Origin of the sequence: Corynebacterium uberis (assembly GCF_020616335.1) — a bacterium.
Classification (GTDB): domain Bacteria; phylum Actinomycetota; class Actinomycetes; order Mycobacteriales; family Mycobacteriaceae; genus Corynebacterium; species Corynebacterium uberis.
This window is the reverse complement of sequence record NZ_CP085051.1, coordinates 2,242,527-2,263,720: the sequence shown is the minus strand read 5'-3', so window position 1 is coordinate 2,263,720 and position 21,194 is coordinate 2,242,527. Positions and strand designations below refer to the sequence as shown.

19 protein-coding genes are annotated in these 21,194 nt (G+C 65.9%); 8 read left to right on the top strand and 11 right to left on the bottom strand.

The window, feature by feature from the left end:
• The first annotated feature begins 27 nt into the window (after positions 1-27).
• From LH390_RS10345 to LH390_RS10335, 3 genes are all read left to right on the top strand, one after another.
• Positions 28-1,998 (top strand): hypothetical protein, encoded by a 1,971-nt coding sequence (locus LH390_RS10345; RefSeq protein WP_227281401.1) that lies wholly within the window; start codon positions 28-30, stop codon positions 1,996-1,998.
• Positions 1,995-2,639, top strand: coding sequence for an ABC transporter ATP-binding protein (locus tag LH390_RS10340; protein WP_227281402.1), 645 nt, complete (start codon positions 1,995-1,997; stop codon positions 2,637-2,639). Before LH390_RS10345 ends, LH390_RS10340 begins: the two co-directional genes overlap by 4 nt.
• A 105-nt stretch (positions 2,640-2,744) precedes the next feature.
• Complete coding sequence (locus LH390_RS10335) at positions 2,745-3,764, top strand: S41 family peptidase (protein ID WP_227281403.1); 1,020 nt, start codon at positions 2,745-2,747, stop codon at positions 3,762-3,764.
• Here LH390_RS10335 and LH390_RS10330 read toward each other — a convergent pair.
• Genes LH390_RS10330 through LH390_RS10320 form a run of 3 tightly spaced genes read right to left on the bottom strand, consistent with a single transcriptional unit; the run spans position 3,691 to position 6,438 of the window.
• Positions 3,691-5,106, bottom strand: coding sequence for an ABC transporter ATP-binding protein (locus LH390_RS10330; RefSeq protein ID WP_227281404.1), 1,416 nt, complete (start codon positions 5,104-5,106; stop codon positions 3,691-3,693). The two genes, LH390_RS10335 and LH390_RS10330, sit on opposite strands and share 74 nt — an antisense overlap.
• The gene (locus LH390_RS10325; RefSeq protein ID WP_227281405.1) at positions 5,093-5,818 is read right to left on the bottom strand and encodes an energy-coupling factor transporter transmembrane component T; all 726 of its coding nucleotides are present in this window, start codon (positions 5,816-5,818) and stop codon (positions 5,093-5,095) included. The genes LH390_RS10330 and LH390_RS10325 overlap by 14 nt, the downstream gene beginning before the upstream one ends.
• Positions 5,815-6,438: an MptD family putative ECF transporter S component gene (locus LH390_RS10320; protein ID WP_227281406.1), complete on the bottom strand. Its 624-nt coding sequence runs from the start codon at positions 6,436-6,438 to the stop codon at positions 5,815-5,817. The genes LH390_RS10325 and LH390_RS10320 overlap by 4 nt, the downstream gene beginning before the upstream one ends.
• A 158-nt stretch (positions 6,439-6,596) precedes the next feature.
• Here LH390_RS10320 and LH390_RS10315 point away from each other — a divergent pair, with 158 nt between their 5' ends.
• Positions 6,597-6,743 (top strand): hypothetical protein, encoded by a 147-nt coding sequence (locus tag LH390_RS10315; protein ID WP_227281407.1) that lies wholly within the window; start codon positions 6,597-6,599, stop codon positions 6,741-6,743.
• Here the strand turns inward: LH390_RS10315 and LH390_RS10310 are convergent.
• Genes LH390_RS10310 through LH390_RS10300 form a run of 3 tightly spaced genes read right to left on the bottom strand, consistent with a single transcriptional unit; the run spans position 6,740 to position 11,860 of the window.
• The gene (locus LH390_RS10310) at positions 6,740-9,133 is read right to left on the bottom strand and encodes a serine/threonine protein kinase (RefSeq protein ID WP_227281408.1); all 2,394 of its coding nucleotides are present in this window, start codon (positions 9,131-9,133) and stop codon (positions 6,740-6,742) included. The genes LH390_RS10315 and LH390_RS10310 overlap by 4 nt on opposite strands.
• Positions 9,123-10,307: a glutamate ABC transporter substrate-binding protein gene (locus tag LH390_RS10305; RefSeq protein ID WP_227281409.1), complete on the bottom strand. Its 1,185-nt coding sequence runs from the start codon at positions 10,305-10,307 to the stop codon at positions 9,123-9,125. The genes LH390_RS10310 and LH390_RS10305 overlap by 11 nt, the downstream gene beginning before the upstream one ends.
• Positions 10,307-11,860 (bottom strand): hypothetical protein, encoded by a 1,554-nt coding sequence (locus LH390_RS10300; protein ID WP_227281410.1) that lies wholly within the window; start codon positions 11,858-11,860, stop codon positions 10,307-10,309. The genes LH390_RS10305 and LH390_RS10300 overlap by 1 nt, the downstream gene beginning before the upstream one ends.
• 159 nt (positions 11,861-12,019) lie before the next feature.
• On the opposite strand from LH390_RS10300, the gene LH390_RS10295 reads away from it, so the two are divergent.
• The 3 genes from LH390_RS10295 to LH390_RS10285 all read left to right on the top strand — a co-directional run bounded on the left by LH390_RS10295 (position 12,020) and on the right by LH390_RS10285 (position 14,341).
• Complete coding sequence (locus LH390_RS10295; RefSeq protein WP_227281411.1) at positions 12,020-12,526, top strand: NUDIX domain-containing protein; 507 nt, start codon at positions 12,020-12,022, stop codon at positions 12,524-12,526.
• A gap of 73 nt (positions 12,527-12,599) precedes the next feature.
• Positions 12,600-13,535: an ATP-binding cassette domain-containing protein gene (locus LH390_RS10290; RefSeq protein WP_227281412.1), complete on the top strand. Its 936-nt coding sequence runs from the start codon at positions 12,600-12,602 to the stop codon at positions 13,533-13,535.
• Positions 13,532-14,341 (top strand): hypothetical protein, encoded by an 810-nt coding sequence (locus LH390_RS10285; protein ID WP_227281413.1) that lies wholly within the window; start codon positions 13,532-13,534, stop codon positions 14,339-14,341. Before LH390_RS10290 ends, LH390_RS10285 begins: the two co-directional genes overlap by 4 nt.
• Here LH390_RS10285 and LH390_RS10280 read toward each other — a convergent pair.
• Positions 14,338-15,630 carry a Na/Pi symporter gene (locus tag LH390_RS10280; protein ID WP_227281414.1) on the bottom strand — a complete coding sequence of 431 codons (1,293 nt, stop codon included), beginning with the start codon at positions 15,628-15,630 and terminating at the stop codon, positions 14,338-14,340. The genes LH390_RS10285 and LH390_RS10280 overlap by 4 nt on opposite strands.
• A 301-nt stretch (positions 15,631-15,931) precedes the next feature.
• On the opposite strand from LH390_RS10280, the gene LH390_RS10275 reads away from it, so the two are divergent.
• Positions 15,932-17,143, top strand: coding sequence for a multidrug effflux MFS transporter (locus tag LH390_RS10275; protein ID WP_227281415.1), 1,212 nt, complete (start codon positions 15,932-15,934; stop codon positions 17,141-17,143).
• On the opposite strand, the gene cls is transcribed toward LH390_RS10275, so the two are convergent.
• Genes cls through LH390_RS10255 form a run of 4 tightly spaced genes read right to left on the bottom strand, consistent with a single transcriptional unit; the run spans position 17,115 to position 21,182 of the window.
• Positions 17,115-18,614, bottom strand: a complete 1,500-nt coding sequence (gene cls, locus LH390_RS10270) for a cardiolipin synthase (protein ID WP_227281416.1) — start codon at positions 18,612-18,614, stop codon at positions 17,115-17,117. The two genes, LH390_RS10275 and cls, sit on opposite strands and share 29 nt — an antisense overlap.
• 4 nt (positions 18,615-18,618) lie before the next feature.
• A complete protein-coding gene (locus tag LH390_RS10265; RefSeq protein ID WP_227281417.1) occupies positions 18,619-19,443 on the bottom strand; it encodes an exodeoxyribonuclease III in 825 nt (274 codons plus the stop codon).
• A gap of 19 nt (positions 19,444-19,462) precedes the next feature.
• Positions 19,463-20,512, bottom strand: coding sequence for an N-acetylglutamate synthase, CG3035 family (locus LH390_RS10260; RefSeq protein ID WP_227281418.1), 1,050 nt, complete (start codon positions 20,510-20,512; stop codon positions 19,463-19,465).
• 7 nt (positions 20,513-20,519) lie between these two features.
• Positions 20,520-21,182 carry a peptide deformylase gene (locus LH390_RS10255; RefSeq protein ID WP_399524820.1) on the bottom strand — a complete coding sequence of 221 codons (663 nt, stop codon included), beginning with the start codon at positions 21,180-21,182 and terminating at the stop codon, positions 20,520-20,522.
• Between the last annotated feature and the right edge of the window lie 12 nt (positions 21,183-21,194).

Sequence of the window (21,194 nt, the reverse complement as noted above, 5' to 3'; positions counted from 1 at the left end):
TGCTGATGACTAAAGGTAGGCGTACTGATGAAGTCGAAGCCGCGTACTTTTACGGTATTGCTGATATGGGCCATCGTATTGCTCAACTCTTCTTTGAGCTTCTTCATTGAGATTGGCCTGCATTCGGATGGGGTGGCGCACATGCGCGCGCCGGTGCAGGTCGTAGCCCTGCGCGAGGGGACGGCCCCAGATCTGCTTCAAGAACTGGAGCACCTTTCCGAGACTAAAGACGAACTCATCCAGGCTTTGCGCTATGAGGGGGACCACTACACCACCTATGTATCCCGTGGTGGTGTCGGTCAAGAGTGGTTAGAAAATGGCTACCCGAGTCCTCCCATGGCCCCACCTGTCGCGGTTAAGCCCCTGGACCAACTTGAAGGCGATGGGCAGGGCAATACCTTCTGGAGCTCCTCTCCTGCCATGGGAAAGGAGATCCGAAACCTGGCGAACGAGCTGGGGTATGAAACCCGCGATCTTGACGATGACTACTTCACCTTCAGTTTCGCCCGCTGGATCAAGGGGATAGTTGCCTGTCTGTCGTTGGTTGCATTCCTTTCCTTCGCAGGTGCGCTCCTACAATCCCGTGAGCAGGCTATCCAACGGCTGCATGGCCGTAGTCTGGTGGGGGCAGGTCTCAGAACCGTCCTTCTCCAATGGAGGCATGTGCTGACAGCGATTGCGGTCAGTGTGGGATTGAGCATCGTTGCCATCTGCTCGCTTTTAGATCGCACCTTGTGGAGTGACTATCTTTCCTTCTGGTTTGCGTACCTGTGGTGCTTCCTCGCCGTTGCGGTTCTAGCGTGGCTTCTGGGATTAGGTGCTTTGAGCTACACGCCGCTGGTTTCTGCGTTGAAGGGCAAACTGACAATCGCTCCTGTGATCGCTTGTTTGCTACTGATATTTTCTGTTACTGCCATCTCAGCGTTTTCCGTCGTGAGTTTTGCGGGCGTGCTGTACCAGGATGTGCACAGAAGAGAGGTGGAAGAACCTCTGTGGGAGGGCCGTGCCCAGCCAGTGATGATTCAGGTGACCGGGGCAACAACTGAAGCTCACTATGACAGTATCGACCATGCGTTAAACTCCACTCTTGCCTCCCTGGCACGCACGGGCGGTGTGATGACGATGCGGAAATCATACAACGATCTAGATTCCGGATCCGCGGTTAACTCCCAAACTGCCTATACGGTGAATTACTCTGCGGCGAGGACTGCCTTGATACATGGCCAGGACATGCATCTTCGGCCGGATGACTGTGTGCTTATTGGGCGTGCTGACGTGCATAATTTCCAGGAGATTTCCCACTACATAGACCAGCAAGGCTGCCGAACTCTTCCGGACCTGAGCACCGAGCTATTTACCTATGGCATGTCTGGCGGGGCGTTGGGATCTTCATTGGTACAAAAGCCGGGACTGGTGTTGGTTATCCCAGATGGAGAGTCTGTGCAACGCGGGCCGGGGGACAATCTCGCTGCGCTGACCCAGCAAGAAATCCTGTTCTCACAGGACCGCGATGTTGAAAAATTTATGTCTGACCCCCAGCTGCGCGGCCTAGTCGCGGAGCGCAGGAGCGCGTATGAGCGCTGGCATGCGGAAGGTCTTAGACTGAGACAACAGCTCATCTCAGATGGCCTCTCGGCGGTACTTGCGGTGCTGGTGTATGTCGGGGTTCTGCTCGCAGGAGTTGTCACGGTGATGGTGGCGTTCCACCAACGGCTCGTCGTGCAGTATCTATTGGGACACAGTCTCAGGTCCCGGTTGGCACTATTCCTTCCCATCGTGGTGGCTATGGTGTTGACAAGCGGTGGTTGGATATTGTGGCGGCAATGGCGGTTGAGCCAACTGGCTAAAAATCAGTTCGTTGATCCAGATCTATTCGGCGAACTTGCGCTGACACCGCTGTCCCTCGTAATCATCTGTGCTGTGAACCTGTTGGCTGTGTGTATAGGAATGGCGGTCTTGCCGCGCATGATTACCCCTCGGACGGTGACGCAACCATGATTATTCTTCACAACTCTTCAAAGAAGATCGCTGGCCGAACCTTTTGGTCGGACATGAGTGTGGATTTTCCCGCAGGTAGTGTGACTGCACTCACCGGGCCATCCGGTGCCGGAAAATCAACATTGTTGAACTGCCTTGGTTGTTTGGATAGGCCCGATTCTGGAACCTTGAGCATTGACGGGGTAGAGCTGGGCCGGGCCTCGGAGCGGCTTCGGCGCAAAGCCCGCGCGCATTACATTGGCTACCTGTTCCAGGACTATGCCCTGGTGGACAATGAGTCGGTGTACAACAACCTGCGGTTGGCTGCGCGTGGCGCACGGCCTCGGTCGTTTTACGATGACCTGCTGAAGCAAGTCGGTTTGGAGGGCCGCGGGAGGGACGTAGTTCATCAGCTTTCAGGTGGGCAGCAGCAGCGGGTCGCGGTGGCGCGTCTTCTTGTCCGTAAGCCGCAGGTAGTACTGGCGGATGAGCCGACGGGCGCGCTGGATCCGGCCAACGCTCAGATGGTGTTAGATCATTTGTGGGCGATGGCCCGCGAAGGTGCGTGCGTGGTGATTGCCACGCACGACCGGGAGATTGTGCAGCGGTGTGATGCACAGCTCACACTGGGGGAAACCAGTGCTCCAAGCAGTACCCGCTGACCGCCCCCGCACACGCTTCGGGGTTTACCCTTAGGGGCGCTGACGTGGGAAAATCATCCCTGGGGTGGAGGCCGCAGGCGGGGGTGCGTCGGTAGTGTGTGGGGCGTGTTGAAAAGAATCTGCCTCATCGTTGTTGCGGTGCTCGCGGTGCTGGGGTGCGCCACCGCGGGCGTGGTCTACGCCTTCGGCACCACCTACGGCACGTTGATCCTGGGCCATCCGGTGTTCCTGGGTCATGTCACCCCGAAGCGGTACGCGCAGGCTGTGGCTTTCCCGGCGCAGTACCAGGGTATTCACGGCGAGTCGGCGGAGTTTGATGAGGCCTATGGGCGTCTCATGGAGCATGCTCGCCATGCGAAAGCGCCGGCGGAACTCTATGGGGATCTGGATTCGCTTCTCGACGCCGCCGGGGGCAAGCATTCCTTTTTCACCCCACCGGAGGACGTGCGCAGCAGCACCGAGAAGGACAACCCTGCCCCGACGGTGGTCCGGCGGGGTGCGGTGGTGACAGCAAAGGTGCCGTCGATTAGCTGGAATGCGGACGGGCAGGCGTACGCAGACACGCTGGCGCAGGGCTTGGTAGCGGCCTTGCCAGTATCTCCTGGCGCCGCGGACGCGGTGTGCGGTGCCGTTGTTGACCTGCGGGGCAATGGGGGTGGCGACATGGGGCCCATGCTTGCAGGGTTGTCTCCACTGCTGCCTGACGGAACCGCTTTGGAGTGGATTGGGCGCAGCCTGCATTCCACGCCCGTGACCATCAGCGGCAATGGGGTGCGCGGCGGTGGCACCCCAACGACCACAACGGCACAGGGCAAGGCCCACGTCCCGGTGGCGGTGCTGGTTGATGGGCAGACGGCCAGCTCCGGGGAGGCGACCATGCTGGCGTTTAAGGGCCTGGATGCGCGAACCTTTGGCCAGCCGACGGCCGGCTATACCACCGCGAACATGGCCTACCGGCTCCCCGATGGCGCCGAGTTCGCCGTGACCACTTCCTTCGAGCGCGACCGCACAGGAAGGGTCTACCAGGGAGAACCGGTGGAGCCTGACGAGGTCACTGATCACCCGGAGCAGGCCGCCCAGCAGTGGTTGTCCCACCGGGGGTGCAGGGGAGGAGCTCAAGGTTAAGGTCCGCGCACGCTTCGATGAGTTCGTCGTCGTGGGTGATCACTATGACCACGGCGCCGCGTGCGGCCAGGCGGCGCAGAAGGTCTGCCACCACCAGCAGGTGCTCGCGGCCTACCCCGGAGGTGGGCTCATCGAGGATCACCAGCTCGGCGTCCTGGGCCAGGGCGTTAGCAATGACCAGCCGTTGGCGTTGTCCTCCGGACAGGGCCTGGGGGTGGGCGTCGGCGTAGGCGGTGAGGTCGAGCTCGGCGAGGATGGCGGGGACGTCGATACGCTCTTGGACGCTGCGCGGCAGGCCCAGGGTGACTTCCTCGGCGACCGTTTCTGCGAAGAGCTGGCGGGAGGTGTCCTGCATGACCAGGGCGCGGGTGGCGGGCACGGTGATGCGTGCGCCGCGTGCGGGGCGTTGCAGGCCGCACAGGACGCGCGCCAGGGTTGACTTGCCCGCGCCGTTGGGGCCGGTCAGCGCCGTGACTGCGCCGCGCGGGAATTCCATGCGTGGGATGTCGAGCACCTGTGTGCCGCCGAAGCTAACGCGGAGGTTTTCTACTATCACCCCGGTGCGTCCCGCGGCCCAGGGTGCGGGCGCGGGTCGGTGTGGTGCCTGGAGTGTGCGCAGCCCCAGCTCGGCGCGGTCGGCGTCGCTTAAGGTGAAAAGCTCGGTGCCGCTGAGCGCGGCGTCGATACGCCCCTGGGAGAAGTGGTAGGCCCGGTCCACCAGCCCGCGCAGGAAGAAGAGGCGATGCTCGGCGATGACCACAGCCTTTCCCGCAGCTTTGAGCTGGGCGATCGTGTGGGCGAGCACATCGATGGATTGTGTGGAGAGGTTGGAGCTGGGTTCGTCGAGAAGCACCACCGGAGTGGCGGCGGCGATGGCACTGGCGCAGGCTACCGCTTGCGCCTGCCCGCCGGAGAGGCTCGCGAGCTCACGGTCGAGCAGATCCGATACGCCGACCTGCGCGGCGGCGGCATCCACGCGGCGGCGGATCTCCGCGGGGTCGAGGCCGTGGTTTTCCCCAAACAGGGCGATTTCCTCCGCTACGGTGCTGGCAAAGAACTGCGTGCGCGGATTCTGGAACACCGTCGCTGCCAGCGTCCCGGCATCGCGCAACGGCAGCACGCTGACTTCCTGACCGGTTACTTGCACGGTGCCGGAAAGCGTGCCCTCGTGGAACTGCGGCACCAGGGCGTTCAGGGTGCGCAGCGCGGTGGTTTTGCCGGAGCCGGACGCTCCGCACAGCAGCACAACCTCGCCGGGATCCACATGGAGGCTCACCCCCTCGATCCCGGTGGAAGAATGCGCGTAGCTAAAGCTCACATCCGATACCTCAACAACAGACACGGCACACCACCAATCCCACCAGCACCGCGGCCAGGGCTGCGTCCACCCAGCGCAACCGCAGGACGCTGAGCGACGTCGCCCGCCACGGCCCGCCCAATCCCCGCAGCATTGCCGACGCCGCCAACTCATCCGTGGTGCGCACGATCGTGGAGAGCAGGGGGATCATGGTGATCTCCGCACTGCGCACCGGATGCGCCACCACCCCCACGGGGGTAGGGCGCAATCCCCGCAGCACCATCGCGTCCGCCACCGCGTGGGAAGACTCCACGATCACCGGCACCATGCGCACGATGACCGCTAACGGAATGACCAACCACCGGGGCGCGTGCCAGGACTGCAACGCCGCCACCAACTGGCCGGGCCGAACCGTGACCATCAGCCACCACGCCACGCCCACCGTGACAGTAAAACGGCACAGCCAGTAGGCCGCCGCCCCCACGAGCGCCACCCAGGCGCCGTCTATCAGCCGGGGCAGGCCCACCGCCACGCCATAAAAGCCCAAGGCCAGTGCCGCGGTAGTTCCCGCCGCCCGCCACCGGCATGATGCTGCCAACAACGCCGCGACGAGCAGCGCGCAGACAAGGACCAACCAGAGTGCGGAGCGCCCCATCGCCAACGCGTTGAGGACCACGAGGGTCAGCAGCGCCACGCGGGGATCCACGCGCAGCGGGGCGGGCCGTCCAGCCTGTGCGAGCGCCAGGGCAGTGCTCATGCCAGGCCCGCGCGGCGGAAGTGCCGAGCCCCCACGCGCACGCCCACCACACCACCAATAAGCCCCAGGATGACCAGGCAGATCGTCCACACGCCCAGCACCCACGGCTGGAAGAGCGCCCGCATGTCCTCGACGTATTCGGCACTCATCTGGCCGGCCATGTCCGCAAAGTAGGCGTCGGCGTTGATCAGGATGGGCAACAGCGGGGCAATGAACCACACGGTCATCACCGCATAGCCCAGCGGGAAGCGGCGCATCGTGTGTTCGGCGGACCCGCCCCGGTAGATGATCGCATCGCTGATCAGGCCCAACGCCACCGCCAGTAGTGCTGTGGCCCACCAGTGGCCCGTGACCACCATGAGCAGCCCGACGATGAGCCCCAGGAGGGTCACCGCGCCGAAGCGCGGCGTGCGGGAGACGTAGAGCGCCATGACGATGCCGTCAACGATGATGGCAATACCCCACCCGAAGAACATGGCCACCGGGGCGACGAACCCGATCATGCCGAGCCCGAAGATGATGACAAAGTACAGCGCCGAGAACACTCCGACGTTGATCAGCTCGCGGGTAGTAAACGCGAAGGGTTTGGGTGTGGTGGGCGCGCTGGTTGTGCCAGGCATGGTGGTCTCCCCAGGTATCTGAAGTGGATTAGGTAATGATAAACATGAGCCTAACCTTCTCTTGCTACTGGGGCTAGTCAATGGGCTGTGACGTGGCAGACAGTCGCAGGGGTGGGGTAGGGATGGTGCCCGTTACGGCCCTGGAGAGGTGCGGGTGCGTGGTGGGCAACATCACGGGCTTCCTCGCCGCGCAGCGGGGAAACCCGCTGGTTTTCCCCCAGGTGATGGTCGGCTCGGGGTGGTGGTGGGCGCTGCCCCTTGCCGCGGCGGTGATTGCTCTTGGCGCCGTGGCCACGCGTCGCTAAAACCAGGTCACTGGCCGGACCTGGTTGGCCATGTCAACCAGGTCATAGCGGTGCCGGGAAAACGGGGTGTTGCGGGCCTGGCGGCGCAGCGCGTTGGACAGCCCCAGGCGCAGGCCGCGCTGGGTGAAGGGGTATTCGAAGAGGAAGTTCGGGGAGGCGGCGGCCTCCACGTCGGCGTTGCGCAGGAAGTTCAGTCCCGCGGAGAGGACGGCTGTTTTGATCTGCAGGAAGCGGGGCTCGTTGGTGGGGATCTCTTCGAGTCGGCGGGCGGCGCGGCGGATGCGGGATTCTGTAGGCGGTCCGGAGATGAGTTGGACGATGGTGGTCAGCTGCGCCATGCGGGAGTGGCGGGAGGCTTGGGGGACGCGGTCGAGGGCGCGGCAGGCCAACTCCAGCTGGTTTTCGGCCATGAGCTGGCGGGCCAGCCCAAAGGCAGAGGACACGGTGGTGGGGTTGGTGGCCCACACCAGGGCGTAGATGCGCAGGGCGTGGAAGCGCAGGAGCAGGGGGTCTTGGGTGAGGTCGGACCAGTCGGCGTCGATACGCTCCAGGAAGGAGGAGTCCAGGGAGCCGATGGTTCCAGAGGGCTCGACGACGCGGCGGGCTTGTTCGGGGGGCAGCAGGGAGGTGTCTGCGTAGCCGAGTTGCTGGAGGATGAGCTCATCGACGGCCGCGAGCGCCAGCTTGGGTGCGGATTCTCCGGGCAGGATGCTCAGCACGCGGTAGAAGTGCTTTTGCGCGGTGGGGTAGTTTTCCAGCAGCAGGTGGGTGACTGCCAGGTACCACTGGTAGCGCCAGTCATCGCCAAGCCGGTCGCTTAAGGATTCCAACCATGCCCGCGCCCGGCCGGTAAACCCCAGGTCAAGCATGGCGCGCACCACGCCCAAGGGGATTTCGGCGGAGTGCTCATACTCCGGGGTACTCATGGCCTGGTGGAGGGTTTCCAGGGCCTCTTCGGGTTCGGTGTAGGAGAAACCGGAGAGCATCGCCGCGCCGACGTCGGTGCGGTCAACCAGCGGAACGGGCAGCGCGGAGACAACCTCCCCGGGGGTGATGCGGACGGTGCGCTCGATGCCGTCGATAAGCTGATCAGTGCGGTAGACCAGGTGCTTGGTGCCAAACGTGGAACGCTGCGGGGAAAAGCGCGAATGCTGGGCGGGGAACTGGCGCCCGTCGCGCAGTGCCAGCACCTCGCGCAGCACCCCGTAGAGCTGGCTGCGCAGGGAGCCCAAATCCGGGAAGCGGTGCGCCGGGTCCGGGTTGGTGGCCCGGATGAGCAGCCGGTAGAAGCTTAAGTAGCGGCGCAGCAGCGGCTGGTCGCTGGGCGAGGGGATACCCGGGTCGAGCACGCCATCGGTGGCGGGCATGTCAATGGTCAAGGCAGCCAGGGTGCGCCCGATGGTGTAGACATCACTGGCCACGGACGGCCCCGCGGTGAGCACGTCCGGCGCCTGGTAGCCCTTGGTGCCGTAAATGTAGCCGTAGGCGCCCACCCCGGAGACCGCGCCAAGGTCAATGAGCTTGACCTGATCCTCGGTGGCGATGATGTTCTCCGGCTTGAGGTCGTTGTACACCACCCCGCGGGAGTGCAGGTACTCCAGCGCGGGAAGGACCTCGAGGATGTAGGCGATGGCGACGTCGATAGGCAGGTGCCCGCCGGGGGAGTGGCGCATGCGCTGGCGTAGCGACGGCCCGCCCACGTACTCCATGACAATGAACCCGCCGGGCACGCGCGGGTCATCGATGAAGTTGAAAATCTTGACTATCCCCGGGTGGGTGATGTCCGCCAAGAACTCGCGCTCGGCGGCCGCCGCCACCGCGTCATGCTCCTTGGCCTGTGCCTGCATGCCCTTGAGCACCACCAGGCGCTCGGAGACGTTGCGGTCTTCTGCCAGGTAGATCCAGCCCATGCCGCCGTGGGCGATAGTGCCCAGCACCTCATATTGCTCCGCAACGATGTCGCCCGGGTGCAGGTCCGGCGGGGAAGTATTCGGGCCGGCGGCCTCGTCGGGATCGCGCAGCGCCTCCTCCGGCGGGGTGAGCTCAACGAAAGGCAGGGAGACCATGCCGTCGGCGACCATGCGGTCATGGCGCCGGGACGTGCGCCGGCTGCGGAAGGTGCTCAGCGCCTCCCTGTGGGCCCGCTCGGCGGCGTCGAGGCGGCGACGCGCGGCGGCGTCGTCACGCAAGGAGCCCATGTCCTCGATGAGGGCGGCGATATCGCCAAGCTCCTCAGCCACCGGAGCGGAATCGGTGGACTCATCATCAGCAAACGGGTCAAAGGGCACGGCCTCCGTGCCGGGGCTGGCAACCACCGCCTCAGTGGGAGGGCTGGTGGCCACCCCCTCGGTGTCAGCTTGCGCCGGGGAATGGGACGTACTATCGCTCATGGGGCGCCTCCTGAGGGCCATCGTGCCGGCTCGCAGTATCAGCAGCAGCATCCTCCGCAGCCGCGTCACCCTCCGCCCGATAATGCGCCGGCGGCGGGCCAGGGGTGGACAAGTAACCAGAGAACCACTGCTTAAACAACCGCCACCAGGTGCCATCCGCCCGGATCCGCTCCAACGTGGCATTGACCTGGCGAATCAACCCCGGATTCCCCCCATCTTCCGGGCGCGTCATGGCCACCCCATAGGACTCCACCGACAGGCTTGGCCCCACAATCTGCGTGAACTGGTCCTGGGCGGCGATGCCGGACAGCATCGGGTCATCGGCAATAATCGCCTCCGCGTGGTGCTGCTGCAACGCCACCAAACAATCCGCCCAACTGCGGGTCTTAATAATCCGCGCGCCGGGCGATTGGCGGCGCAACGTCTGCAAACCCGTAGACTGCTCCGCCACGCAGGCGGTACGGCCCGCCAAATCAGCCGGCCGCTCCAACCCCGAACCCCGCGCCACCAGCATCCGCGTATCCGTGGTCAGGTAGGGCGTAGAAAACGCCACCTCCTGCTGGCGCTGCCGGGTAATCGTCATGGTGCGAATCACCATATCCACATCCCCATCGCGCACCGCAGACAACTGGCTAGCAGACTGCACAAAACGGAACTCCACCTTGTCCGGATCACCAAAAATATCCCTGGCAATCTCGCGGGCCAGGTCCACCTCCCAGCCCCGCAACTGCCCGCTAACCGCATCCCGGTAGCTGATCAAATTCAACGACTGATCAACCCCTACGATCACATGCCCCCGGGCAATCACCTCCGGGACCCGCTGGGCGGGAGTGGCAGAGTCCGGGCGCAACGAGCCCTCCACCTGCCGCGTATCCACCTCCGCCGCAGGCTTCGCCCCCGCGGCCTCCACCACGGCCCCGGCAGGAAGCGGCGGGCCGAACTCCGGGTCGCCAGAATCGGCCACGCCCGCGGCCCACTCGGGGGCGCTGACCTCCACGCCGCTGCGCGTGGGCACCAGCGAATGCGGTACCGGGCCACACCCGCTCAGCGCCAGGCAGGTTCCCGTGCCCAGCAGCGCGAGCCGCCGCAGGGCAGCGCCGTGGAGCACGCCACCCCGCGGGATCGCACTGCGCACGGGCAGTGCCTTTCGTGCCTTCGCAGCTTTCAATTTCATCACAGATACTCCTGTAAACGCCGCCGAATACCCAGTATCACTGACGCCACCGCCAGCACGGAGGCCACCAACACCGCCCAGGAGACCAGCGCCGTCGCCGCGAGCCCCTGGGCCACAAAGGTGCGCATGGTCTGGCGCGAATCCGCAATGAGCGTGGACAGGGCATCATCTAGGGAGTCGAAGGCGGCGACAGTGGTGGGGCGCGCCGGGGAGCCGTAGGAGTCCTCCGTGGTCAGCGCCAACGCCACCGTGAAGTTACCCGTGCCCAGCGCGTCCACCAATGCGTCGTGGGCGTCGCGCCAATCCTCCAGCGCGGTGCGGGCCTGGGCGACCGCGGCCCGCGAATGCTCGTTGCGGGGTCGGCCAGCCTGCGCCGCCGCGTCATCGGCGGACTCGTAGGCGTCGAGCGCCCCCGCGAGCGCCAGGGTGGTCTGGTCAAAGTTGGAGTTAGTGTTTTCAATGGTTTGGCGGCGCACCGTGGCCAAAGTCTCCGAGGTGCGGGCCTGCTGGGCGGTGATCCGCGAGGCCGTGAGCGCCTGCCAGGGGGTGGAGGCCTGCTCAAAGCCCTGCGTGCCGGCCTGCCAGGTAACAAAGTTGGAGGCGCTGACCCACACGATGGCCACCAGCATGAGCGCCGTGGCGGCCAGGAAACCGCGGTTGAGTCGGCGGCGCGTGATCTTCCACAGCCACCACTGGGCCAAGGCCAGGAAAATCACGGCGGCCACCAGCCCAGACAGGGGCACCCATTGGGGCCGGGTGAGTTGGTGCTGTTGGCGGGAGACTTCCCCGGTGGTGCGGTCAAAGAGGGCGGCTGCGGCGGTGAGGATTTCCCCGCGCATGAGCTCGGAGGCCTGTGCCGTGTAGGACACGTTGACGGGATTGGACTGGCGATTATTCGCCCTGGCGGCCTCGACCAGTCCGGAGTAGACGGGCAGTTGGCGTTGAATGGCGGCAATCAGCTCGGCGGAGGTGCGGTCTTCGGGCGGCAGCCCGGCGGAGATCTGGGAGGCCGCGGCTGAAGCCCGGTCGAGGGCCCGCCAATAGGCGGCGGTGTTGGCGGTGTCATTGTGCAGGCCGTGTTGCACCGTGTTGGTGGTGGCGATGGTGTCTGCCAGGGACAGGGAGGCGTAGAGGTTGTGGGCGGCGGAGCTGGTGGGCTCGGCGGTGCGCAGCAGCGTGGTCAGGTTGTCTTGGCGGTCCGCAGAGGAGACGGACATGGAGTAGCCGGCGGCAAAGATGGCGGCGGCCAGGATGACTACCAGGGCGACCATCTTTCCGGGGGTGGTGGCCACGAAGCTCCACGCGCGGCGCATGCGCGCAGCGGGTGCGGCGTAGGTGTCGTGCAGCCAGGCCCGCGGGCCGCGCCGCGCGGTGGCGGGGTTATCGGTGGTGGCGTCGAGCCATTCGTCGGTGGTGTCGCCGGGGATCTCGGAGGCGTCGAGGCGGATGCGCCGGGCGCCCCGGGAGACGGGGTTTCTGGGTTTTCCCAGCCGCTTGCGGCGGTAGACCACGGCCGGGGTGCCGGAGTCGCTGGGGTGTTCCTCGCCGCTCATTCCTCAAGGGTAACCGCCGAACACTCAGGTGACCACTATGCTGGGCACCCGTTCGGGGCGAGCGGAGTGTGGGCCCGTGGGTGCATAAAGGTGTCTCGAGGGGCTTGGGGGGAACCTGTGGGGAGGCGCCTGGGCAATGTCGGGGGCATAATCGGGGGTATGCGCGGCGATGGTAATGGTTGGGCGGCAGGCCCGGGGGAGAGTCAGCTGTGGGGCAGGTTCGGCGCTGCGGGGTTGTTCCTTATCGCTGCCGCAGGCCCAACGCCGCGGGTGCTCATGCAGCATCGGGCCCTGTGGACGGCGTCGGGTGGTACGTGGGCGTTGCCCGGGGGTGCGCGGGATTCGCAGGAAAGCGCCGCGCAGGCGGCGTTGCGGGAGGCGCGCGAGGAGACGGCGATTGATTGCGCCGCGGTGCGGGTGCGCGATGAGCTAGTCACTGCCGGTCCTTTTGCCGCGGATCCGGCGCGCCCGCATCTGGCGGGGCAGTGGACGTATACCACGGTGCTGGCCACGACGGTGGGCGGCGGGGAGTTGCCCACCCGGGCCAATGAGGAGTCCCTGGAGTTGCGGTGGGTTCCTTTGGATCGGGTGCGCCAGTTGGACTTGTTGCCGGCCTTCGCCCGTTCTTTGGATCGGGTGGAGCGGCGGGTGCGTGCTTTGGTGTAGCACGGCGGGCGGCGGGGGTAGTGGCGTGTGCATGTGCGGTCAGGGATGGCAAAGTTATGGCACTCTGGTGGGCGTGATTGAAGTTCAGGCACTGTCCAAGACGTATGGGTCGGTGCGTGCCGTTGATGAGTTGACCTTTGACGTTCAACCGGGGGTGGTCACCGGCTTCCTGGGCCCGAATGGGGCCGGCAAGTCCACCACTATGCGGATGATCGTGGGGTTGGACAATCCTTCGGCGGGCACCGCGACGATTAATGGCAAGCCGTACCGTCGCCTTGAGCAGCCGTTGCGGGAGGTGGGCGCGCTGTTGGATGCTTCTGCGTTGCATCCGCGGCGTAGCGCCCGTTCGCATTTGCGCTGGATTGCTGCAGCCGGTGGCATTTCGCGGTCGCGGGTTGATGAGGTTTTAGGTCTGGTCGGTTTGGAGGATGTGGCCTCCAAGCGTGTCGGGGGCTTTTCCTTGGGCATGCGCCAGCGGTTGGGTTTGGCGGCGGCGCTGCTGGGGGATCCTGCGGCGTTGGTGCTCGATGAGCCGGTTAATGGTCTGGATCCGGAGGGTATTCGCTGGGTGCGGTTGTTGCTGCGCCGGCTTGCTAGCGAGGGCCGGGCGGTACTGGTCAGCTCGCACCTGCTCTCGGAGATGGCGCAGACGGCGGAGCGCCTGGTGGTCATTGGCCGCGGGGCGCTCATCGCCGATACCACGACCGCGGAGTTCGTGTCCGCGCATTCTGAGGCGAAGGTGGTGGTGCGCAGTGCGGCGATGGAGCTTCTCGACGCCGCCCTCACCACCGCGGGCATTTCCGTCACCGCTACTACTGACGCGCAGGGTCGGCCCGTGTTGGTGGCGGATAACACCACCACTGATGAGGTGGGCATGGTGGCCTATGACAATGCGATTCCGTTGACGGAGCTGGCGGTGCAGCAGGCCTCGTTGGAGGATGTGTTCATGCAAACCACTGGTCATGCGGTGGAGTATCACGCCACTGGCGAGGAGGAGTCCGCGAAGTGAAAAACGTGTTCCATGCGATGAGCGCGGAGGCCATCAAGCTGCGCTCCACGCCGGCCGTGTATTGGCTCTCTGCGCTGTATTTGTTGATTGGCATTGGCATGAGCGGTGCCGCGATGCTCGCGATGACCAGCTTTGCCTCCGCGGAACACCCCATGGTGATCTCGCCGATAGACATGGTGATACCGCTGGCGATGATCGGCGTGTATGTCCTGCTGGTTCATTCGGTGATCACCGTGACCGGGGAGTATCGCTATTCCACCCAGTCGCCTACCTTCCTGGCGTTGCCGCGCCGGGTGACGGTGGCGGTGGGCAAGCTGCTCACCGTGGCGCTCTTTGCGGTGATTCTCACGGAGATCGCCGTTGTTGTGGTGCTGTCCGTGGGGCTGCTTGCCACGGGGGACAACATCACCACGTATTCGTTGTCGGGCCCGGATGCGGTGCGCTTCTTGTGGGCGTTTCCCGTGAGCACGGTCTTGTTGGTCATCATGGGTCAGGGGTTGGCGTGGCTGTTGCGCAACACGGCCGGTGCGGTGGCGTTGGCGCTGCTGTGGCCGCTGGCCATTGAAAATGTGGTGCGCCTGGTGCCGCGGGTGGGGCCGCGGATTGCGGAGTATTCGCCTTTCCATCACTTGAGTTCGTTCCTGACGGGCACCCAAGGCATGGCAGACGCGCAGGATGCGGCGGCCACGCTGAGCTGGACCGATACCTCGACGTGGCCGCTGTGGCTTCACGGCGCCTATTTTGCCGTCTGGGCGGTGGCCATTTTTGTGCTGGGAATGGTGGTGCTGCGGCGCCGGGATGCCTAGCTGAGTCCCGCGACTAGGAGGCCTGCGGCGGGCAGCAGGAAGTAGCACCCGATGAGGGAACCGAGTGCTGCCCCGTAGCCGCGGTCGCAGGTCCGGGCTGTCAGTTTGGCCAGGGCGATGAGCCCGCGGCGCACGGGGGGCAGTGCCACGACCAGGGCGGCGCCCAGGACGTTGAGTAGCACGTGCACCAGGGCCACCTGGGCGGCCACGTTGCCCAGGGTGCCGGGCAGCGCTAGCGGCATGATCAGCGCGGTAAAGGTGGTGCCCACGTTGGCGCCGAGGATCACGGCCAGGCATTCTCGCCGGCGCAGCGTGTGGGAGGCGGCGAAGGGCAGCAGCGAGGTGATGGTCACGGTGGAGGATTGGATAAGCGCGGTGCCGAGCGCGCCGGTGATCAGCCCGGCTGCCGGGGAGGCCCCAAAGATGCGTTCTAGGGCGGTGGCCGTGGTGGCGCGGAAGAGGTCGCGCAGCAGCAGCCGCATGGCGCGCAGTGCGGCCAGGCCGCAGGCGATGCCGGCGAGTGCGCAGGCCACGGCGGCGGCACGGGGGCTGGGCAGCAGTGCGCCGGCGAGGCCGCGGGTGCCGAGGGTGGCGATGACGGGGTCGAGGATCCCGGCGATGGTGTGGGAGGAGTCGATGTGGGGGCCGGGGGCGTCGGCAAGCGACAGTGCGCTGGTGATGGCGCCGCTGAGCTTTTCTAGGGGGTGTGCCACCAGCTCCAGGGGCAGGGCAATGCCCACCAGCCCCACGTTGAACCAGGCGTGGAGGGACGCGGTGGATTGGGCGCGGCGAAACGCGCCGCGGTCGCCGGTGTAGCTAAACGCGGCCATCATGGCGGTGACGGTGGTGCCCACGTTGGCGCCGAGGATGATGGGCACGGCGACCGCCACGTTGAGGACCCCGGAGCCGACCGCGGCGATGGTCACCGCCGTGGTGGTGGTTGAGGATTGCAGCGCGGCGGTGGCCAGGATTCCCAGCAGCAGGCCGGTGATGGGGTGGGAGGCGGCGGCGAAGATGCGCGAGGCGTAGCCGGAGCCCAGGCCGCCGAGGCCATCGACAACCAGGTAGAGGCCGACGAGCAGCGCGGCGATGCATCCGGCCACCCCGACCCAGCGCACCGCCTTGCCCGCCCAGCTGTAGGAGACCTCATCGTCGGCGGCGGCGATGACCTTGGGGTTCATAAAGTGCTGGGTGCCCAGCGGGGAAAAGCGGCCCAGGTGTGCGTCGGTCCAGGCCGGGCGCCGCCCCATGGGCGATGCCGAGCCGCTGGCCGGGCCCCCTAGTGTCACGCGCCACGCCTCCGATGGATTGATGAGTATTGGGAAGGCACGGCAATTTGCCTGCCGTTTACCATCCTGAAATTTATCAGCCATCCACCGCGGCGGGGTACTCGTTGTCCCCCTGCGGGTGAAAGGTCATTACAATGCCATGGGTGGCCGTCTTAACCCCGGGCGCAGTGACCGCATGAGGCAGTGACGTTGAGGGTTCCCAAGCGTGCTTTACCATCAACCTCACCGCCGCGGGTGTTACGGGCGTCTGGTCTCGGGCGTCTGAGCCGGCGCGGCGTGAAGAAAGGCCGGTGACTTCTCCATGAAGTCGGATCGTTTAGCTTTGTCTCTGCTCCTTGCGTTGGCGCTGTTGTCTGCGTCGGCGCCTTTTGCCACGGACATGTATTTGCCCGCGCTGCCCGCCATGGTGGCGGATTTGGCAACCTCCCCGGCGGCGGGGCAGCTCACGCTGTCTACCTTCATGGTGGGCATGGCGGTGGGCCAGCTGCTGGTGGGCCCGGTGTCTGATGCTTTGGGCCGCAAGCCGTTCCTGTTGGCGGGGGCGCTGTTGGCGGCGGTGGGTTCGGTGGCCGCGGCGGTGGCGCCGAATGTTGCGGTGGTCATTGGTGCGCGTGCGGCGGCCGGTTTGGGGTCGGGTGCGTGCATTGTGTTGGCGCGCGCGGTGGTTCCGGACATAGCCAGTGGCAAGGCCGCGGCCAAGGCGTTTGCGCTGGTGATGACCATTCAGGGGATCGCCCCGGTGGCCGCGCCGGTGGTGGGCGGCGTGCTGGCGGACCCGCTGGGGTGGCGGGGTCTGATGTGGATTTTGACGGCGATCTGCGTGGTGCAGTTGGTGGTCTCTGTGGTGTGGGTGCCGGAGTCGTTGCCGCCGCAGCGGCGTTCCCCGGCGACGGCGTCGGCGGTCCTGCGCGGCTTTGCGGCGGTGTGCCGCAACCGGCAATTCCAGGGCTACACCGTGGCGTTTACCTTCGCTTTTGTGGCGATGTTCTGTTACATCAGCGCCTCGCCTTTCGTGCTGCAGGGGCAGATGGGGTGGTCTGCGCAGTCGTATTCCCTGGCTTTTGCGGTCAACGCGGTGGGTTTGGTGCTGGGAAATATGGTCAACACCAAGCTCATCGATCGCGCGGATCCGCACCGGATCACGGGGGTTACGGTGCTGTTCATGCTGCTTATCGACGCCGCCCTGCTCCTCGCCGCGCTCGTCACGACGTCTCCGTGGGTGCTGTTGCCGCTGCTGTTCTTTGGCATCAGCGCGCTGAGCATCGTGTTGGGTAATGCCACGGCGTTGGGCACGGGGGCGGTGCGCAAGAATGCGGGCTCGGCCTCGGCGGTGATGGGCTTTGCCCAGTTCGGGCTGGCGGGCGTGGTCGGGCCGTTCATGGCTGTGGGTTCCTCCCCGGCGGTGACCATGGCGGTGGGCATGGTGGCCTCGATGGTGGCGTGCGCGCTCGGCCTGTGGTGGGCGGGGCGTGCGGGTGCGGGCGCTACTGAAGCGCCGAGGTCAGCCGCATAACGTTGTCCACGTAGCGGCGGCCGATGCCGCGGCGTTTCCACTGGGCCAGGGTCAGTTCCTTGGCCACGGCGGTGTAGGCCTCGGTGAGGTCGGCCAGTTGGGTGATGAGGTTGCCGCGGGTGATCATCAGGGAGACCTCATAGTTGAGCCCGAAGCTGCGCATGTCCATGTTGGAGGAGCCGAGCACGGCCACCGGGTCGCCGTCCGGGTCGGCCAGCAGGAACTTGGTGTGCAGCACGTAGGGTTCGGGGAATTGGTAGATGCGCATCCCGGCTTCCAGCAATGTTTGGTAGTAGCTGGATTGGGCGTGGTGGACGGTGAACTGGTCGGCCTTTTCGGAGACGAGTAGGTCAACCTGCACGCCCCGGTAGCAGGCGGTGGTGACGGCCTCGAGGAGGGATTCGTCCGGGATGAAGTAGGGGCTGCACAGGATGAGCCGGTGCTTGGCGTGGTGGACGATGGAGGTAAACATCCGCAGGTTGGGCTCGGTGGTGTAGCCGGGCCCGGAGGGCACTACCTGGACGACGTTGGTGGCGCCGCTTTCGTCGGAGACCGCTTCGCCGGGTGGGGCGGCGTTGCCCAGGGCTAGTGGTTCGCCCGATTCGGTGTACCAGTCCACGGCAAAGATGGTTTCTAGCGAGTCGACGATGGGCCCTTCGAGCTCGACCATGATGTCTATCCACTGGCGCCCGGCTTTCTTGTTGGCGCGCATGAGATAGCTGCGGTCGATCATGTTTTGGGAGCCCACGAACCCGACTTTGCCGTCGATGATGAGGAGCTTGCGGTGGTTGCGCAGGTCCGGGCGGCGGAAGCGCCCGCGCCAGGGCTGGAGGGGCAGCATGAGGTGCCAGTCCACCCCGATGCTGGTCAGGCGGCGGCCGAGCGTGCGGTACTTGGGGTATTTCAGGGAGCCGATGTGGTCGAACATGAGCCGCACGGTCACCCCGCGGGCCACGGCGCGCTCCAGCGAGCGGAAGAACACGTCGGTGGTGTCGTCCCAGGCCATGATGTAGATCTGCACGTGGACGGTCTCGCGAGCGGTGTCGATCGCGGCGGCCATGCGCGCGATGGTGTTGTCATAGTCGGCCAGCAGCCCCCGGTTGGTGGCGGCGACCGCGGGCAGGTTCGTCAGCCGCCGGTTGAGCGCCACCATGGAGGTGATCTCGGGGCTTAGGTGGGCGTCGTCGGGGTAGTCGGGGGTGTCGGCCTGGACGTCTTCGATCATGACGTTGGCTTCTTGCTGGATGCGGTGGCGCCGCCGGTTGATGTAGGGGCTGCCCATGAGCAAGAACAGGGGTAGGCCGACCACGGGGAGCAGCAGGATGGCCAGCAGCCACGCCGTGGACGAGCTGGGGCGCCGGCCCTCCGGCACGTAGCCGATGGCCACCGCCTTGATGGAGTAGTCCAGGACTAGTCCGAGCGCCTGCCAGGTATCTAGGGTGGCAAAGTTGAAGGTGGGGAACGGAAACACGGTGTTAACGCACGCTGTCAAAGTCGGCGCTTAAGTGGTAGTCCACCACCACGGGCGCGTGATCGGAGGCGCCCTTTCCGGCGCGTTCTTCTACGTCGATGAAGGCACCGGTGACGGTACGGGCCAGGGCATCGGAAGCCAGCTGGAAATCGATGCGCATGCCTTCGTTTTTTCCGAACCTGCCTTGGGTGTAGTCCCAGTAGGTGTAGCGGGTATCCAGGGTGCGTGCCCGGGTGACCTCGGTGAGGCCGGATTCGAGGAGCCCTTGGAAGGCGGCGCGTTCCGGCTCGGTGATGTGGGTGCGCCCCTGGAAGTAGTCCATGTCCCAGACGTCCTCATCGCACGGGGCGATGTTGAAGTCGCCCATGAGCGCCAGGGCCATGCCGGGGTCAGCATCCAGCTGGGCGGTCACGGCATCGCGCAGGGCCCACAGCCAACGCAGCTTGTAGTCATAGTGGGGGTCGGCGATCTCCCGGCCGTTGGGCACATACAAGCTCCAGACGCGCACCCCGCCGCAGGTGGCGCCCAGCGCCCGGGCCTCAATGTTTTGGGGCTTGTGCGGGTCTTTGGCAAAGCCGGGCTGGCCGGGAAAGCTGGTCTCCACGTCCTCCAGGCCCACCCGGGACAGGATGGCCACGCCGTTCCATTGGTTCAACCCGGTGTGGGCGACGCTGTAGCCTGCGTCTTCAAACAGCTCGGCGGGGAATTGGGCGTCGGTGCACTTGGTTTCCTGCAGGGCGGCGACGTCGACGTCGTGGCGGTGCAGGAATGCGGCGATGCGGTCAGCCCGCGTGCGCGCGGAGTTGACGTTCCAGGTGGCAATGCGCATGCCTAAGACAATAGCGCTTTCACGTGGGCGACCCGCCGGGGCGCGGGGCGCGGGAGAAGTCCTCGGTGGCGTAGCGGTGCCGGTGGTGTTCAAGGAACCCGAGCTTGTGGTAGAGCCCAATGCCGGCGGTGTTGGTGGAGATGGCCTGGAGGTAGGCGCCCTGGGCGCCGTGGGCGGCACCCCAGGCCAGGACTTCGGCGCCGAGCCGGGTGGCCAGGCCGTGGCGGCGCCAGGCGGGGGCGACTTCCACGGCGGAGTAGCCCAGCCAGTGCGCGCCGTCGGGGGCGGCGGTGATGGTGGCGCGGGTGATGGCTACGGTGGCCCCGGCGGCGTCGATAAGCCGGGCGAAGCCCATGGTGCCGTCGATGGTGCGGCGCAGCAGGTCGAGCGCATCGGCGGGTAAGGCTTGGCCGCGGAAGTGGTAGAGGGCCAGCCAGTCGTCGTCGGGTTGGTCGTCGATCCGCAGGGTCAGCTCGGCGGCGGGCCCGGTCAGGCTGGCCGTGGGGTGGGGCAGGTTGTCCAGGTCGCGGGCCATGACCAGGATCTCCGGGCCGAGTAGCCAGCCGGGGCCCTGGACCAGGGTTTCTGCGCCCTTGGCTATGCGCTCGGGGATGTGCAGGGTCACCGGCATGTCGTGGGAGTGGTAGAAGTCGGTGATTTCTTCTAGCGGCACGGGCTCAAGTCCTGCGGTGCGCCCGAGTGGGGTGGCGGAGTTGGAGCGTTCGGTGATGCCGTCGCCGAGGCGCAGGAGCCATTGTCCGTCCGCGCTCCAGCGGTGCTCCAGGCCGGGGAACGCGGCGGCGGTGGCGGATTCGATGGCGCGGATTTGGGAGTTGCGCACGGTGCGCGGGGACATGATGCGCACGATGGCAATGAGCTCGTCGGGGATGGTCAGCGCGGGGGCGCGGGAGGGCAGCCCGCCGACGCGCTGGGGGCGCACCGTCAGCGGGTCGAGGCTGAGCACATGCCCGATGACGTCGCTGGTTTCGCCGTCGGTGCCGGGCAGGCGGCGGCGCACCACAATGCGGTCGCCGATGTGGGGGCGCTGGGAGCGGAAGAATCGGGCCACGGGACGTTTAGGGTTCGATGCGCTGCGGGGAGGCGTCTCCCTTGGCCAGGGAGGTGTCGGCGGTGAGGATGCGGTCGGGCGAGCCGGAGGAGTCGTGGCCGAAGGGATCGTCTTCCTTGCCGGGCAGCCAGGTGTTTCCGGGGTTGCCGGGCCAGCCGTTGGCCTTAATCGCCTTCTTTGCGGCGCGCTTGAACCGCCCGATGAGGGTGTCGGTGTAGACGAAGCCGTCGAGGTGGCCTACCTCGTGTTGGAGGCAGCGGGCGAAAAAGCCGGTGCCTTCCGCGGCCATGTGGTTGCCGTCGAGGTCGTAGCCGGTGACCTTTGCCCAGGAGGCCCGTCCGGTGGGGAAGCCCTCGCCGGGCAGGGACAGGCAGCCTTCGTCTTCCGAGCCGTCGTCGACGGGCATGGTCACCGGAATCTCTGAGGTCTCCAGGGTGGGGTTAATAAAGTATCCGCAGTGCCAGTGGCCGTCATCGTCGGGGCAGTTGTACACAAAAAGCCGCAGGCCCACGCCGACCTGGTTGGCGGCTAGTCCCACCCCGTGGGCGATTTCCATGGTCTCAAACATGTCATCGATGAGCTCGCGGTAGCGGTCGAAGGGTTCCTCCACGAGCGCCGTGGGCTGGTGGAGGACGGGGTCGCCATAGATGACGATGGGGCGCACAGTCATGCCATACAGTTT

Coding starts and splice junctions, on each gene's coding strand:
- LH390_RS10345 (WP_227281401.1), top strand. CDS start 28: ATGAAGTCGAAGCCGCGTACTTTTACGGTATTGCTGATATGGGCCATC.
- LH390_RS10340 (WP_227281402.1), top strand. CDS start 1,995: ATGATTATTCTTCACAACTCTTCAAAGAAGATCGCTGGCCGAACCTTT.
- LH390_RS10325 (WP_227281405.1), bottom strand. CDS start 5,818: ATGAGCACTGCCCTGGCGCTCGCACAGGCTGGACGGCCCGCCCCGCTG.
- LH390_RS10320 (WP_227281406.1), bottom strand. CDS start 6,438: ATGCCTGGCACAACCAGCGCGCCCACCACACCCAAACCCTTCGCGTTT.
- LH390_RS10310 (WP_227281408.1), bottom strand. CDS start 9,133: ATGAGCGATAGTACGTCCCATTCCCCGGCGCAAGCTGACACCGAGGGG.
- LH390_RS10305 (WP_227281409.1), bottom strand. CDS start 10,307: ATGAAATTGAAAGCTGCGAAGGCACGAAAGGCACTGCCCGTGCGCAGT.
- LH390_RS10300 (WP_227281410.1), bottom strand. CDS start 11,860: ATGAGCGGCGAGGAACACCCCAGCGACTCCGGCACCCCGGCCGTGGTC.
- LH390_RS10295 (WP_227281411.1), top strand. CDS start 12,020: ATGCGCGGCGATGGTAATGGTTGGGCGGCAGGCCCGGGGGAGAGTCAG.
- LH390_RS10275 (WP_227281415.1), top strand. CDS start 15,932: ATGAAGTCGGATCGTTTAGCTTTGTCTCTGCTCCTTGCGTTGGCGCTG.
- LH390_RS10265 (WP_227281417.1), bottom strand. CDS start 19,443: ATGCGCATTGCCACCTGGAACGTCAACTCCGCGCGCACGCGGGCTGAC.
- LH390_RS10255 (WP_399524820.1), bottom strand. CDS start 21,182: ATGACTGTGCGCCCCATCGTCATCTATGGCGACCCCGTCCTCCACCAG.